The organism is uncultured Bradyrhizobium sp. (assembly GCF_936943645.1).
In the GTDB taxonomy this organism is placed as follows: domain Bacteria; phylum Pseudomonadota; class Alphaproteobacteria; order Rhizobiales; family Xanthobacteraceae; genus Bradyrhizobium.
Genome location: NZ_CAKZJO010000100.1, coordinates 37070 through 50961 on the forward strand (window position 1 = coordinate 37070; position 13892 = coordinate 50961).

Below are 13892 nucleotides of genomic sequence, written 5' to 3' on the forward strand. Positions count from 1 at the left end.
CAGCGTGCAACGCTGCTGCGCTGAGCCGGGACGCACGCCGCACGGATTGCCCGGAGACGTGGGCTCGCGATAATTGGGCTCGCGAGGCATGGGCCCCGGCTCTGCAGCGCACCGCGTCCGGACGATGCTTCGCATCGCCGGGAGAGCGCTGCGCAGCGTCCGGGGCACCAGCGTTTGTGATTGTGCACCTATCTCTCCGCCGTCATTGCGAGCCACCGGGTCCGCGCCAAGCGCGGCCCGATGACAGGCTCCGCGAAGCAATCCAGAATCTTTCCGCGGCAGCAGTCCTGGATTGCTTCGCTGCGCTCGCAATGACGGGATGCGACAGCATCGCCTCCAATTCGCATACCGGAAGTGGGCGCGCTCTGATATCGTCCGACATGCCGGTCCTTCCGAATGTCGAGACTTAACCCGATGTACGATGTCATTGTTGTCGGCGGCGGTTCCGCCGGCGCTGCCGTGGCCGCAAGGCTGTCCGAGGATCCCGCACGGCGCGTGCTGTTGCTCGAAGCCGGCCGCGACTGGCGCGCCGACGAGGCACCGTGGGAGGTGCGGACGCCGAACCCGATCCCGATCATCCACAAGCGCGAGTACCAGGAGAAATGGCAGTGGCCTGAGCTGTTGTCGCGCCGGGTGGCCGGGCAGGAGCCGCGCTTCTACTGGCGCGGCAAGGGGCTCGGCGGTTCCTCGATGATGAACGGCCAGATCGCAATCCGCGGCGTCGCCGATGCCTTCGACGAATGGGCCGCCCATGGCTGCACCGGCTGGTCGTCCCGGGAGGTGATGCCGCTGTTCTCGGTGATCGAGGATGATTTCGAGTTCGGCGATGCCGAGGGCCACGGCAGCGGCGGGCCGCTGCCGGTCTATCGCGCACCGCCGGAGACATGGGGCCCGATCGATCGCGGCTTGCGCGATGCCGCGCTGGCGAGCGGCTATCCCTGGTGCGCCGATCTCAACGGTGCCGACGGCGAGGGCGTCGCCTGCTATCCCATCAACAGCCGCGACTTGCGCCGCATCAGCACCAACGAGGGCTATCTCGAGCCGGCGCGCGGCCGCGCCAATCTGGAGATCCGCGGGCATGCGCTGGTCGATCGCGTCCTGATCAGCGACGGCCGCGCCACTGGCGTCCGCGTTCACGTCGAAGGGCAGGGCATTCAGGAGATCAGCGCACGGCAGATCGTGCTCTGCGCCGGCGCGATCCACAGTCCGGCGATTCTGCTGCGCTCGGGCGTCGGCCCGGCCGAGGAGCTGAAGGCGATGGGGATCGCGGTCGCGCGCGATCTGCCGGTCGGCCGCCACTATTTCGATCACCCGCTGTTTCGCGCCACGATCCAGCTTCACGAAAAGCTGCGGCCGACCGATCCCGACACCCGCCACACCAATTGCTGCGTGACCTATTCCTCGGGCCTTGCCGACGGCGGCAAGCGCGACATGATCCTGATCGCCTTCAATCATCGCGGCATCGGCATGCCTGGCGCGATCGGCGCCGGGCTGTTCAACGCGTACTCGCGCGGCACGCTCAAGCTGGCCTCGACGGACCCGTCGATCGATCCTGTCGTCGAGGAGAACATGCTGGCCGATCCCCGCGACATGCTGCGCATGATCGACGCAGTGAGGCGGCTCGCGGTGATCACGTCCCAGCCGGCGCTCTCCGGCATCGCCGACTGGATCCGGCTCGCCGACACGGATCTGACGCTGCCGCAGGCCGCCAGCCTGCCGGATCACGAGCTCGACGCGGTGCTCCGCCGGGAGACCGGCGACATCCAGCACGCCGCCGGCAGTTGCCGCATGAGCGGCGTTGGCGATCCCAATGGCGTGGTCAACCCCGACGGCACGGTGAAGGGTATCGGGGCCTTGCGCATCGCCGACGCCTCGATCATGCCGTCCGATTGCCGCGCCAACACGCATTTCACGACGGTGGTGATCGGCGAGGCGATCGCGCGGATGATGATGCGGTAGGGCTACAACCACGGTCATCGCGGTGGCCGCTGCTGCCTCCGCGTCATTGCGAGCGCAGCGAAGCAATCCAGAATTCCTCCGCGGATGCAGTCTGGATTGCTTCGTCGCAAGGGCTCCTCGCAATGACGGAGCCAAGGGCGGGGCCATCGCTCTCCATTCGCACCTTCAAACAGCAGACGCACGCTGGCGTTCTCGCGACGCTCCTCGCCCGAGTCTTGCTTCATGTGCCGCGCCCTCAGAGACAAGGGCGCAGGGAAGGCCGGGCGCCGGCTGGCACCCGAGATCCGTGCGCGATAGAAATGCACACGGGGTGGACCACAGGTGTGCCGGTCGCCCGGCCTTCCCTGCGCGAATGGTTTTAACGGTGTCCTTCGTGCTCTCCTCGGGGAGCGTTGCACTATTGCCCCCGTCGTCTTGTGGATGATCGATGCGCGCACCCGGTCGGGTCGCTCATCACCGCAAGACTTGGCGCCAGAACCCCGGGCGTCGGGACCACACGACTTCTCCGTCCGCGCACATCCTCGCTGGAACTCCGGGGGGTGGCGTGTGCTCGCCCCCGAAGCCATGCGAAGACGCTGTCGGCGCCGTGTCGTATGCGCGAGAGCCATTGCTCACGGTTGCCCGCCCTGCAATGCCATCGCGCCCGACGCCGTCGCGTCCATCGCTGCCCAGCCCGCGGTTCGTGACGATCGCGATCCGCCCCTCGTCTCGGGCCAGGGTGGTCAGTGTGTACGACAAATCCGAATTTCGGTAAAGTGGAATATTTTTGTGGAGCGGGGCTTGACAGGCGGGCAGCGCAAACTGACCGGGCTGTTTTGCCCGACGGGCAGCGGACGACGCGGGTCGCGCCCGGAAGCGTCCTCAGATTTCGCAGCCGGTCATGTTCAGTGCCTTGAGCAAGCCACCAAACGCCTTCAGCCGGCAGGACTCGGGATTGGCGGCGGCCTTTGAGCGCTGGAGATTGGCGGCCTGCTTGACGGCGATCGCCTTTGGCTTCGGCTTGGAACGTCTCGCGGTCGCGAGCTTCCTCGGCTCGCGCCGATGACGGGCAATCGGCTTCGGCTCCGGCGAACCAATATGGATGTCCTGCGGGGGAGCGGCACGGTCTTCAACCGCAGGCGCCTGCGTCGGCGTCTCGCTGCTCGCGGCGGCGATATCGAGGCGATCAGCCTTCGGCAGCGCGTCATATGACGCAGAAGGGCCGATGGCTTGTTCGGCTGGCGGCGCGGCGGTCACGACCACGCGACGCGGCGGAGTTCTCAGCTCCATGGCCGACAGCATTCCTACACTCAGCAGGATCAGCAGGCCCAACAACGCCATTCTCAGCATAATGCGCCTCCAATCGACGTTAGCGCTGCTGAAAATTCTCCGCTCCAATGAGGCAACTTGTCGGCAGGCAGCCGCGTCCCGGCGGATCATTTGCCGACAGGGTTAATTTCGGTGATGCCCTTACACAGTCCTAGGATGGGTTTCGCAAGGGTTCCACCCATCCGAAGATCGTAGGGCGGATTAGCGAAGCGTAATCCGCCGAATATCGGCGGAACGAAGATGGCGGATTACGCCTGCGGCTAATCCGCCCTACGTGCTACGCGCTGCAAATCGGATACCACGACCGCATGAGGGCAAGCCTCAAATCACCCCCGCCAGCCGCAGCGCCACGCCCGCCGCGCAGCTGCCCGCCAGCACCGTCAGCATCCCCAGCTTGAAGCGGAAGATCGCAGTCGCCGCCGCGATCGCCAGCACCAGCGCGGGGATATCGACGCTGCTCAGCACCGGCCTGTCGAAGTTCAGCGGGAACGCATGCACCGGCACGGTCTCGCGGAACAGCGTGTGCAGCGCGAACCAGATCGAGAGGTTGAGGATGACGCCGACCACGGCCGCAGTGATCGCGCCGAGCGCGCCGGCAAGGCCCGTGTTGCCGCGCAGGCGCTCGATATAGGGCGCGCCGACGAAGATCCAGAGGAAGCAGGGCGTGAAGGTGACCCAGGTTGCGAGCAGGCCGCCGAGCGTCGCGGCCAGCATCGGCGACAGCCCGGCCGGGTCGCGATAGGCCGCCATGAAGCCGACGAACTGCAGCACCATGATCAGCGGGCCGGGCGTGGTCTCGGCCATGCCGAGGCCGTCGAGCATCTCGTGCGGCTTCAGCCAGTGATAATGCTCGACCGCCTGCTGGGCGACGTAGGCCAGCACGGCATAGGCGCCGCCGAAGGTGACCAGCGACATCTTCGAGAAGAACAGCGCGATTTGGCTGAAGACGTTGCCTTGCCCGAGCACGAGCAACAGCGCGGCCACCGGCACCAGCCAGAGCGCCAGCCACAGGGCAGCGACGCGGATCGCGCGGGCGGTGTCGGGGCGGATGTGATCGGGCACGGCGTCGCCGAGCATGCTGTCGATCGCGGCGCCGCCGCCGCCATGGCCGTGACCGGCCGGCGCAAACTCCGGCCGGCCGCTGCGCGCGCCGGCATAGCCGATCAGGCCAGCCGCGATGATGATGATCGGGAAGGGGACCGCGAAGAAGAAGATCGCGACGAAGGCGATGCCTGCGAGCGCGATCATGATGCGGTTCTTCAGCGCGCGCTTGCCCACGCGCACCACGGCCTCGACGACGATGGCGAGGACGGCGGCCTTGAGGCCGAAGAACAGCGCCTCGACGGAGCTGACGTTACCGTAGGCCGCGTAGATGATGCTGAGGCCCATGATCGCGATGATGCCGGGCAGGATGAACAGCCCGCCCGCCATCAGCCCGCCGGTAGTGCGGTGCATCAGCCAGCCGACATAGGTCGCGAGCTGCTGCGCCTCCGGGCCCGGCAACAGCATGCAATAGTTCAGCGCATGCAGGAAACGGCCTTCGGAGATCCACTTCTTCTCCTCGACCAGGATGCGGTGCATCACCGCGATCTGGCCCGCGGGCCCGCCGAAGCTCAGGCAGGCGACGCGAAGCCAGACGCGAAAGGCTTCGTTGAAGCTGATGCCGTGCCCGGCATCAGCTCCTGCTTGAGGGTTACGGGTGTCCATTACGCCTTCACCTTGTTGGTCGGCCAATTGTGGGTCTCGGCCGTCGCATCGCGGCACCAGCGGTAGAAGGCATCGTACAGCGTCATGCCGGCCTCGAGCTGCTCGAGGTCGTCGTCATACATGCGCGACAGCCCGAGCGAGGCCGCGAGCAGGCCCGGGGCCTCCGGCGCGAGATCGGGCCGCGCGGTGTCGGCGCCGCGCACCAGCGCCGCGAGCCGGAGCAGGGCCGGGGTGGCGATGCCGAACTCCTCGATCATGACGTCGAAGGTGCAGAGCTCGCCGCGGTGGCTCCAGAACACGTTCTCGATGTCGAAGGGCGCGGCATTGAAGCGCTCGCCCACGGCGACCACCTCGGACGGCGCCACGAACAGGAACACCGCGTTGGGGTCGACAAAGCGGCGGATCAGCCAGGGGCAGGCGATACGATCGACCTTCGGCCGCGCCCGCGTCACCCAGACCGTGCGTCCCTTGGCATCGCGCGGCGGCAGCTTGCGGGCGTCGACCAGCGGCAGCTTGGCCGCCTTCCAGCCCTCAAAGCCGTCCTCCAGGGTTTCGGCCTCCGCGCCGAGCTGCCTCAGCCAGGCGGCGGTGCCCTGCGCCAGCTTGGCGCCGCGCAGGCAGGAGACGATGGCCGCACGGCCGGCAAACGCACCGCCCCATTCCGCGACGGTCTCGTGGCTGAGCTTGATCGAGCCGGGAATCAGCCGCCGGTCGGCGGCAAAATCCTCCTCGGTGCGGACGTCGATCAGGACAGGAGCATTGGCCGTGCCGATCAGGCGCGCCAGCTTATCGGATGAAATGGTCGTGAAAGTAGACATGTTGTTGCGTCCTCGCAAAAACCGAACGGGACGCGATACTTGGGCATGTCGCCTCGTGGGGAGATCGCTCAAATCCCCATGGCCGGATTACATCGAAACTAAGAAGCACTGTCAATCCGGGGGACGATCGAACCTTCGAAAAGTGCTGCCCGCCGGTCTATAATGAACCTCAACAGACCTGAATCTCCTGGAGAATTCGATGCATTCGCATTCCATCGAGCAATGGACTCACGACCACGCCTTCCTGGGCGAGAAGCACGACGAGAACGAGCGGCGCACCTGGCTCGTCGTCGTGCTGACGCTGGTCATGATGGTCGGCGAGATCGTGGCCGGCTCGCTGTTCGGCTCGATGGCGCTGCTCGCCGACGGCTGGCACATGGGCACGCATGCGGCTGCGCTCGGCATCGCCGCCTTTGCCTACCGCTTCGCCCGCCGGCATCTGGGCAATGCGCATTTCACCTTCGGCACCGGCAAGTTCGGCGATCTCGCCGCCTTTGCCAGCGCGATCATCTTGGGATTGATCGCGCTCGAGATCGCCTATGAGAGCGTGCTGCGGCTGATCAATCCGGTGCCGATCGTCTATGGCGAGGCCATGGCGGTGGCCGCGCTCGGCCTCGGCGTCAATCTCGCCAGCGCGTGGCTGCTGCGCGACAGCCATGATCATCATCACGGCCACGCACACGGCCACGCGCATGATGATCACGACGATCATGACCACGATCACCACGGCCATCGCCACCGTCACCACGACAACAACCTGCGCGCGGCCTATGTCCATGTCATGACCGACGCCGCGACCTCGGTGCTGGCGATCGCCGCGCTGGCGGTCGCCATGTTTTCGGGATGGGTCTGGGCCGATCCGGCGGTCGGGCTGATCGGCAGCGTCGTGATCGCGAGCTGGGCCTTCGGCCTCGTCAAGTCATCGGGCGCGGTGCTGCTCGACGTGCGCACCGACGAGAAGCTGGAGCGGGTGATCCGCTCGCGCATGGAGGCCGGTGACGACCGCGTCACCGACCTGCATCTGTGGCAGGTCGGCCCCGGCCATTGTGCCGTGCTGCTGTCGGTGGTGTCGGACAAGCCGAAGCCGCCGGCGGTCTACAAGCGGCGGCTCGCGGGGTTGAAGGGCCTCAGCCATGTCACGGTGGAGGTCGAGACTTGTCCGCATTGACATGACCGGAATTCCGTCGCGCGGCCGGGGTTGAACTTCGGTCGCGGCGCGCACGGCCGCAAGGGAGGAATCATGATGCGCAGGACCGAGCTCGCTCTCGCCGTCGTCGCACTGGCGCTGTCAGGCGCCGCGGCATCGGCGCAATCGACCGGCGTCGAGAAGCTCTACGTGCTCAATTGCGGGGAGGGCACCGCGGGCGACATCTCGCGCTGGACGCCCGGGCTGAACGAAGGCAAGACGATGGACTTCGTCGACACCTGCTATCTGATCAAGCACGCCAAAGGCTGGTTCCTGTGGGACACCGGCATCGCCGATTCCGTCGCCGCCATGCCGAACGGTCTGGTGCCCGCCGATCCCAAGGCCGTGACCTGGCGGCGCCCGAAGACGCTGGCCGCCCAGCTCGAGCAGCTCGGCGTCAATCCCGACGACGTCAAGGCCATGGCGGTCTCGCACACCCATCCGGACCATACCGGCAATGTCGAGCTGTTCCCGCAGTCGATGCTCTACGTGCAGAAGGCTGAATATGACTGGCCCGGCGCCAACAACACGCCGCGCTTCAAGCCGTCGCACCCCGTGGAGCTGCTCAGCGGCGACAAGGACGTGTTCGGCGACGGCAGCGTGACCATCCTGTCGACGCCCGGCCACACGCCCGGGCACCAGTCGCTGCTGGTGAAGCTGCCCAAGACGGGCGCGGTGGTGCTGTCGGGCGATGCCGTGCACTTCAAAGACAATTGGGACAATCGCCGCGTCCCCGGCATGAACGTCGACAAGGACCAGACCGCGGCCTCGATGCAGAAGATCGCGGACACGCTCGCCAAGGAAAAGGCGCAGCTCTGGATCAACCACGACAAGGCCCAGCGCGACAGCCAGAAGCTGGCGCCGGAGTTCTACGACTGACGCTTCAATCAGCTTTTCGGCGCCGTCACGGTGGGCGGGCTCGCCTCCGGCGTCTTCTTCGGCTTCAGCGAGCCGGCATAGAACGAGACCAGCCAGACCAGGAGGACGGCGAGCAGATAGACGCCCCAGGCCTGTGGCGGCGTGGTCGCCCAGCGCAGCAGGCCTTGGAATGTGCGGGGCGGGCGAGGTTCTTCGTTCATGGGCCGCTTGTGCGCGAAAGCCTTGACCCAGTCAATTCTTGGTCCGGTCAATCCGGCCGCGGCCTGGTGCGGATCAGGAACAGCGCCGCCAGCGCCGAGAGGCTGAGCGCAGAGGAAACAATCAGCACCTTGGCGCCCATGAGGTCGATGAGCAGCCCGAAGGCCAGCGGCGCCACGGCCTGCGCCATGCGTGCGGGGGCGCCGATGATGCCGAGACGGTAGCCGAAATCCTTCGGCCCGAAGATCGACAGCGGCAGCGTGCCGCGCGCAATCGTCAGGATGCCGTTGCCCGAGCCGTGGAACAGCGCGAACGCGCTCGCCGCGGCGCTGCCGAAGATCGCCACGACGACCGCGCCGATCGGGTGGGTGAGGCAGGCAAGCCGGGTCGACCACAGCGGATGGAAGCGGCTGAGGAAGCCGGCCTCCAGCATGCGGGCACCGACCTGCGCCGGGCCGATCAGGGCGCCGGCCGCGATCGCCTCGGCCGGCGTTGCCCCCGTCGTCTCCAGGATGCGTGGGAAATGCGCGGCCATGGCGCCGGTCACGGTCCAGACCGCCGCGAAGATGAAGGCCAGCAGAAGCATGGTGCGATCGAGCGGCAGATGCGGCTTCTCGGTCGTGGCCGCCGCGTGGCTGGCGCCCTTGATCGCCGGCAGCATGAAGAAGTTGAGCGGCAGGCCGATCAGGATGTTGGCCGCCGCCCAGGCAAAGCAGGTCTCGCGCCAGCCGATATGCGACAGCCCCCAGGCCGTGAGCGGCCAGCCGACGGTGGAGGCAAAGCCCGCCATCAGCGTGATGCCGGTGATGGGCCGGCGCGCCTCGGTGCCATAGATGCGCCCCAGAGCGGCGAAGGCGGCGTCGTAAAGCCCCATCGCCATGCCGATGCCGAGCACGAGCCAGGCGAACACCATCACCGCAACGGACTGCGAGAGCCCAAGGAGCGCGAGCCCGGCGGCGATGGTCAGGTTCGAGGCCGACAGCACCTGCCGTCCGCCGACGAGATCGATCTGCCGCCCGATCCGCGGGCCGAGCATCGCCGAGATCACCAGCGAGGCCGAGAACGCGCCGAAAATCCAGTTGGAGGAGACGCCGAGGTCGCGTGCCATGGGATCGGCGAGCAGCGCCGGCAGATAATAGCTGGACGCCCAGGCCAGGGTCTGCGTGGTGCCGAGCGCCAGGATGATCGGAAGCTGGCGCTGGCTCATATCGCTGTATTTCTGGTCGGCAGTGTCATCGGTTCCATTTGCAGCTTGCGGCGTGAGCGCGTCAACAGCGCCTGCGGCATATTCGACCTGCCGTAGACGGGAGCCTTTGTCGCGCGGCGCTGCGCATGGCCTTCCGCTCGTCACGAATGCACGCCATAATGGCGCATGCAATTGACCTCGCGCCTTGCGCTGATGAACTGGCTCACCGGCCAGGGGCTCACGGGCCTGCCCGAAAACGAACTGCTCCGCGGCTTCTGCGAGCGCTGCTGCGCCGAGGGGCTGGAGCTGTCGCGCGGCCTCGTCGTCATCGACACGCTGCATCCGATCTATGAGGGTCGCGGCTTCCGCTGGAGCGACCGGCCCAGCAACGAGAGCGACGCGTTCGAATACGGCTCGACCGCCGACGGCGACGCCGCCAAGAGCTGGCGCCGCTCGGTGTTCTTCCACATGCTCGAGAATGGCGAGGACGAGATGGTGATCGATCTCGCCGACGCGCCGTCGATGGACTTCTCGCAGATCGGCGAGCTCGCCGAGAAGGGCCACAAGCATTATCTCGCCTTCGTGCACCGCTTCGGCGAGAACGGCGCGCTCGGTCTGATGGACTGTCTTTACTCCTGCTGGACCACGCGGCGCGACAGCGGCTTCAGCGAAGCCGAGCTGGATTCGCTGCGCGATCTCGTGCCGGTGCTGGGGCTCGCGATCAAATCGGCGCAGCAGGTCGACATCGCGCGCACGCTCGGGCGCGTCTATCTCGGCCGCGACGCCTCCGAGCAGGTGCTGCGCGGACGGATCTCGCGCGGCGTCACCGAGCGCATCAACGCCGTGCTCTGGTACTCGGATCTGCGCGGCTCGACAGGGATCAGCGAGAGCATCGGCCCCGACGAGATCATCCCGTTCCTCAACGACTATGCGCAGGCCGTGATCGACGCGATCCACGATGCCGGCGGCGACGTGCTCAAGCTGATCGGCGACGGCGTGCTCGCGATGTTCTGGGGCGAAGACATGTCGGATGCGCGGCGCGCTGCGCTCCGCGCCGAGCATCTGTTCCGCAAGAACGTTGCGGCGCTGAACAAGCGGCGAGAGGCCGACGGCCGCCCGACCACCTCGGCCTATATCGGCCTGCATGTCGGCGAGGTCTTTTACGGCAATATCGGCAGCGAGGACCGGCTCGACTTCACGGTGGTCGGCCCGACCGTCAACGAGGTCAGCCGCATCGCCTCGATGAGCCGCTCGGTCGACCGCGAACTCCTGGCGTCCTCCGAATTCTACAAGGGCCTGGATGCGGCCGGCCGGCGCTATCTCGTCTCCACCGGCCGCTACGCGCTACGCGGCATCGGCCGCGCGCAGGATCTCTACACGCTCGATCCTGATGTCGATGCCAGCGAGCCGGTGACGGGAAGCTACGAGCGGTATCTGGCGAATTAGGTTCGTCGTCCCCGCGAACGCGGGGACCCATACCGCGTGATCTATCGAATGCGGACGGTGCCAGTCCCAGCGGACATGTGTAACGGCGAGCCTTCGTCCAACTTCTCCCTGGGGTTATCGCGACGAGCGCAAAGCGCTCGCGCTGGGGTCCCCGCGTTCGCGGGGACGACGGCGGAAGTCGTTGCTCGACCTGCAAGCGCGGCTAGCACCGCGCCGCGACCTCATCCCCCACCATCACCGGCTGCCGGTCGAGCGCCACGGCCGGCGACAGCCAGATCACCAGGGCCTGCGCGCCGAACACGGCGGCGGCGAGATAGAGGCAGGCTTCCGCGCTCCAGAGCCCGCCGACGATCGCCCCCAGAGCCGAGCCGAGCGGGCGGGCGCCGTAGCTCATGATGTTGATGGCGGAGACACGCCCCAGAAGGCGCGGCGGCGTCACGGACTGGCGCAACGTCGTGGTCGAGATCACCCACAGGATCGGTCCGACGCCGAGCAGGAAGAAGCTGAGGACCGCGAGCCAGGGTGAGGGCACCAGCACGGTCAGCGCCATCACGACCGCGGCGACGAAGCCGGTGACCGGGCCGAGGCCGACCACGGTGCCGAAGGCGATGCGCTGCATCACGCGCGTGGCCAGCAGCGCGCCGATCACCATGCCGACGCCGTACATCGTCAGCACCGTGCCGACGCCCGCGGCGGTCAGGCCGAGATGGCGCACGGCATAGGGCACGAACACGGCGATCTGCAGGAACCAGCCGGTGTTGAAGATGAACTGGGTGATGAACACCGGCCGCAGCAGCGGATGGTGAAACACGAAGGCCGCGCCCTCGCGGATCTCCTGCCACGGATGGCGGCGCGGCGCCGGCGCGCGCGCGGGCTCGAAGATGCCGGAGAGCAGCACCACCGCAATCGCCGAGAGCGCCGCGGCAAAGCCGAAGGCCGGGCTCGCGCCCAACCAGCCCACCAGCGTGCCGCCGAGCGCAGGCCCGCTGGCAAAGGCGATGGTGCGCGCAAGCTCGATGCGGGCATTCGCCGCCGGCAGCAGCTCCGCGCTGACCAGCGAGGGCACCAGCGCCGGTGCGGCCACGCTGTAGACCACGGTGCCGCACACGGCAGCGAAGCCGAGCAATGCCAGCAGCGGCAGGTTGAGCGCGCCGAGCCCCAGCAGCAGCACGATGGTTGCAAGCGCCGCGGCCCGCAGCGCCTCGGCCCCCGCCATCAGCGAGCGACGCGAGATACGGTCGGCGAGCAGGCCGGCCGGAATCGCGAAGAGCACGAAGGGCAGGGTCAGCGCGGTCTGCAATAGGCCGGTCTGGCCTTCCGCCACGCCGAGCGTGAGCACGGCGACGATGGGGGCGGCGGCCAAAGCGATCTGCTCGGCCGACTGCGCCGCGAGGTTGGACCAGGCGAGGCGGCCAAAGGTGGTGGGGAGGCGAGGCGGGTTTGACATGGCTCATTTCCTGCGAAGTCGGATTGGCGCGAGTATCCGGTGCCAGGGCCCGCCAAACCCACCCGGTTTCCGACAGGGGGCGAACAGCGGCCGGGAGGGAACCAATGCGGCCAGATGCAGTTGCAAATGAGTTGCAATAAGAACGAAGTCGGGTATTCTGGGCTCATGGATGCCCGATCTCCCCACTTGACGCCCGACGCTGCCGGCTGGCGCGCGGATGCGCCCGCCACCAAGAGCCTCGCCGAGGTCAATTCCACGATCGCCATTCCGGCCGCGGGCCGCTGGTGGCGGCGGCTGCTCGCCTTCGTCGGTCCGGGCTATCTCGTCTCGGTCGGCTATATGGACCCCGGCAATTGGGCGACCGATCTCGCCGGCGGATCGAAATTCGGCTACACGCTGCTCTCCGTCATCCTGCTCTCGAATTTGATGGCGATCCTGCTGCAGTCGCTGGCGGCGCGGCTCGGCATCGTCACCGACCGCGATCTCGCGCAGGCCTGCCGCGCCACCTATTCGCCGGCGGTCAACTTCCTGCTCTGGCTGGCCTGCGAGGCGGCGATCATCGCCTGCGATCTCGCCGAGGTGATCGGCACGGCGATCGCGCTCAAACTCCTGTTCGGCATTCCGCTGATCGGCGGCGCGCTGCTCGCAGCCCTCGATGCCTTCCTGCTGCTGCTCCTGATGAACCGCGGCTTCCGCTTCCTCGAGGCCTTCGTCATCGCGCTGCTGGTGGTGATCGCGGTTTGCTTCGCCGTCCAGATCGCGGCCGCCGCGCCGCCGGTCGCGGAGGTGCTGCGCGGCTTCATGCCGAAGAGCGAGATCTTCACCAACCCCGAGATGCTCTACATCGCGATCGGCATCATCGGCGCGACCGTGATGCCGCATAATCTCTACCTGCACTCCTCGATCGTGCAGACGCGCGCCTATGAGCGCAACGACGAAGGCCGCCGCGAGGCGATCAAATGGGCGACGACGGACTCCACCATCGCCCTGATGCTGGCGCTGTTCATCAATGCCGCGATCCTCGTCGTGGCGGCTGCGACCTTCCACAAGAGCGGGCATTCGGATGTCGCCGAGATCGGGCAGGCGTTCGAGCTGCTGTCGCCGCTGCTCGGCCTCGGCATCGCCTCGACATTGTTCGCGGTGGCGCTGCTCGCCTCCGGCCTGAACTCGACGGTGACGGCGACGCTCGCCGGCCAGATCGTGATGGAGGGCTTTCTCGATCTGCGCCTGCCGAGCTGGGCGCGCCGTTTGCTCACGCGCGGCATCGCGATCATTCCGGTGATCGTGGTCACCGCGATCTATGGCGAGCGCGGCACGGCCGATCTGCTGGTATTCAGCCAGGTCGTGCTGTCAATGCAGCTGCCCTTCGCCGTCATCCCGCTGGTCCGCTTCGTCTCCGACCGCCGCAAGATGGGCAAGTTCGCGATTCCCTCCTACGTCGCGGCGATCGCGTGGATCGTCGCAGGCGTGATCGTGGTCCTGAACCTGAAGCTGTTGTTCGACACGTTGTTTGGATGAGTGCAGGGACTGCCCGCACGTTTCGTGCGGAGGGCACTGCGGCGAACTGCTCCCTGGCGCGCGCCGGCCGTACCCGTTTCGCGCGAACGTGGGTCCGGTCCTTCGAAAATGCGCACCGGCCGGCGACCGACGCTTTCGTCGCGCGCCGGCGAATGACCGCTTTTCAATTGGTACGAAGAGGGTATACTACCTTCAATTGCTGATAGGCCACAGTTACTGACAGGCCATATTATGACGTTG

At 67.1% G+C, this 13892-nt stretch carries 11 protein-coding genes; 5 read left to right on the plus strand and 6 right to left on the minus strand.

The window, feature by feature from the left end; genetic code table 11:
* Positions 1–414 precede the first annotated feature (414 nt).
* A complete protein-coding gene (locus tag Q0743_RS28475) occupies positions 415–1959 on the plus strand; it encodes a GMC family oxidoreductase (protein WP_298244782.1) in 1545 nt (514 codons plus the stop codon).
* 861 nt (positions 1960–2820) lie between these two features.
* On the opposite strand, the gene Q0743_RS28480 is transcribed toward Q0743_RS28475, so the two are convergent.
* The 3 genes from Q0743_RS28480 to Q0743_RS28490 all read right to left on the minus strand — a co-directional run bounded on the left by Q0743_RS28480 (position 2821) and on the right by Q0743_RS28490 (position 5792).
* Entirely contained in the window at positions 2821–3288 is a 468-nt protein-coding gene (locus tag Q0743_RS28480; protein WP_298244783.1) for a hypothetical protein, read from the minus strand.
* A 300-nt stretch (positions 3289–3588) separates the two neighbouring features.
* Positions 3589–4974 carry a chromate efflux transporter gene (gene chrA, locus Q0743_RS28485; protein WP_298244784.1) on the minus strand — a complete coding sequence of 462 codons (1386 nt, stop codon included), beginning with the start codon at positions 4972–4974 and terminating at the stop codon, positions 3589–3591.
* The gene (locus Q0743_RS28490; protein ID WP_298244785.1) at positions 4974–5792 is read right to left on the minus strand and encodes a chromate resistance protein ChrB domain-containing protein; all 819 of its coding nucleotides are present in this window, start codon (positions 5790–5792) and stop codon (positions 4974–4976) included. The genes chrA and Q0743_RS28490 overlap by 1 nt, the downstream gene beginning before the upstream one ends.
* A 199-nt stretch (positions 5793–5991) precedes the next feature.
* Between Q0743_RS28490 and dmeF the strand changes: the two genes are divergently transcribed.
* Together dmeF and Q0743_RS28500 are read left to right on the plus strand one after the other, a co-directional pair.
* Entirely contained in the window at positions 5992–6960 is a 969-nt protein-coding gene (gene dmeF, locus Q0743_RS28495) for a CDF family Co(II)/Ni(II) efflux transporter DmeF (RefSeq protein WP_298244786.1), read from the plus strand.
* A gap of 72 nt (positions 6961–7032) precedes the next feature.
* Entirely contained in the window at positions 7033–7857 is an 825-nt protein-coding gene (locus Q0743_RS28500; protein ID WP_298244787.1) for an N-acyl homoserine lactonase family protein, read from the plus strand.
* Positions 7858–7865: 8 nt separating this feature from the next.
* Here Q0743_RS28500 and Q0743_RS28505 read toward each other — a convergent pair whose 3' ends face one another.
* Together Q0743_RS28505 and Q0743_RS28510 are read right to left on the minus strand one after the other, a co-directional pair.
* On the minus strand, positions 7866–8057 hold the full coding sequence (locus tag Q0743_RS28505; protein WP_298244788.1) for a hypothetical protein: 192 nt from the start codon (positions 8055–8057) through the stop codon (positions 7866–7868).
* A gap of 47 nt (positions 8058–8104) precedes the next feature.
* On the minus strand, positions 8105–9262 hold the full coding sequence (locus tag Q0743_RS28510; RefSeq protein ID WP_298244789.1) for an MFS transporter: 1158 nt from the start codon (positions 9260–9262) through the stop codon (positions 8105–8107).
* A 165-nt stretch (positions 9263–9427) separates the two neighbouring features.
* Between Q0743_RS28510 and Q0743_RS28515 the strand changes: the two genes are divergently transcribed.
* Positions 9428–10687 carry an adenylate/guanylate cyclase domain-containing protein gene (locus tag Q0743_RS28515; RefSeq protein ID WP_298244790.1) on the plus strand — a complete coding sequence of 420 codons (1260 nt, stop codon included), beginning with the start codon at positions 9428–9430 and terminating at the stop codon, positions 10685–10687.
* Between the two features lie 202 nt (positions 10688–10889).
* On the opposite strand, the gene Q0743_RS28520 is transcribed toward Q0743_RS28515, so the two are convergent.
* The gene (locus Q0743_RS28520; protein ID WP_298244791.1) at positions 10890–12134 is read right to left on the minus strand and encodes an MFS transporter; all 1245 of its coding nucleotides are present in this window, start codon (positions 12132–12134) and stop codon (positions 10890–10892) included.
* A gap of 165 nt (positions 12135–12299) precedes the next feature.
* Between Q0743_RS28520 and Q0743_RS28525 the strand changes: the two genes are divergently transcribed.
* Positions 12300–13652 (plus strand): Nramp family divalent metal transporter, encoded by a 1353-nt coding sequence (locus tag Q0743_RS28525; RefSeq protein WP_298244792.1) that lies wholly within the window; start codon positions 12300–12302, stop codon positions 13650–13652.
* The last annotated feature ends 240 nt before the right edge of the window (positions 13653–13892 follow it).

Coding starts and splice junctions, on each gene's coding strand:
- Q0743_RS28515 (WP_298244790.1), top strand. CDS start 9,428: ATGCAATTGACCTCGCGCCTTGCGCTGATGAACTGGCTCACCGGCCAG.
- dmeF (WP_298244786.1), top strand. CDS start 5,992: ATGCATTCGCATTCCATCGAGCAATGGACTCACGACCACGCCTTCCTG.
- Q0743_RS28480 (WP_298244783.1), bottom strand. CDS start 3,288: ATGCTGAGAATGGCGTTGTTGGGCCTGCTGATCCTGCTGAGTGTAGGA.
- Q0743_RS28510 (WP_298244789.1), bottom strand. CDS start 9,262: ATGAGCCAGCGCCAGCTTCCGATCATCCTGGCGCTCGGCACCACGCAG.
- Q0743_RS28490 (WP_298244785.1), bottom strand. CDS start 5,792: ATGTCTACTTTCACGACCATTTCATCCGATAAGCTGGCGCGCCTGATC.
- Q0743_RS28520 (WP_298244791.1), bottom strand. CDS start 12,134: ATGTCAAACCCGCCTCGCCTCCCCACCACCTTTGGCCGCCTCGCCTGG.
- Q0743_RS28475 (WP_298244782.1), top strand. CDS start 415: ATGTACGATGTCATTGTTGTCGGCGGCGGTTCCGCCGGCGCTGCCGTG.
- chrA (WP_298244784.1), bottom strand. CDS start 4,974: ATGGACACCCGTAACCCTCAAGCAGGAGCTGATGCCGGGCACGGCATC.
- Q0743_RS28500 (WP_298244787.1), top strand. CDS start 7,033: ATGATGCGCAGGACCGAGCTCGCTCTCGCCGTCGTCGCACTGGCGCTG.
- Q0743_RS28525 (WP_298244792.1), top strand. CDS start 12,300: ATGGATGCCCGATCTCCCCACTTGACGCCCGACGCTGCCGGCTGGCGC.
- Q0743_RS28505 (WP_298244788.1), bottom strand. CDS start 8,057: ATGAACGAAGAACCTCGCCCGCCCCGCACATTCCAAGGCCTGCTGCGC.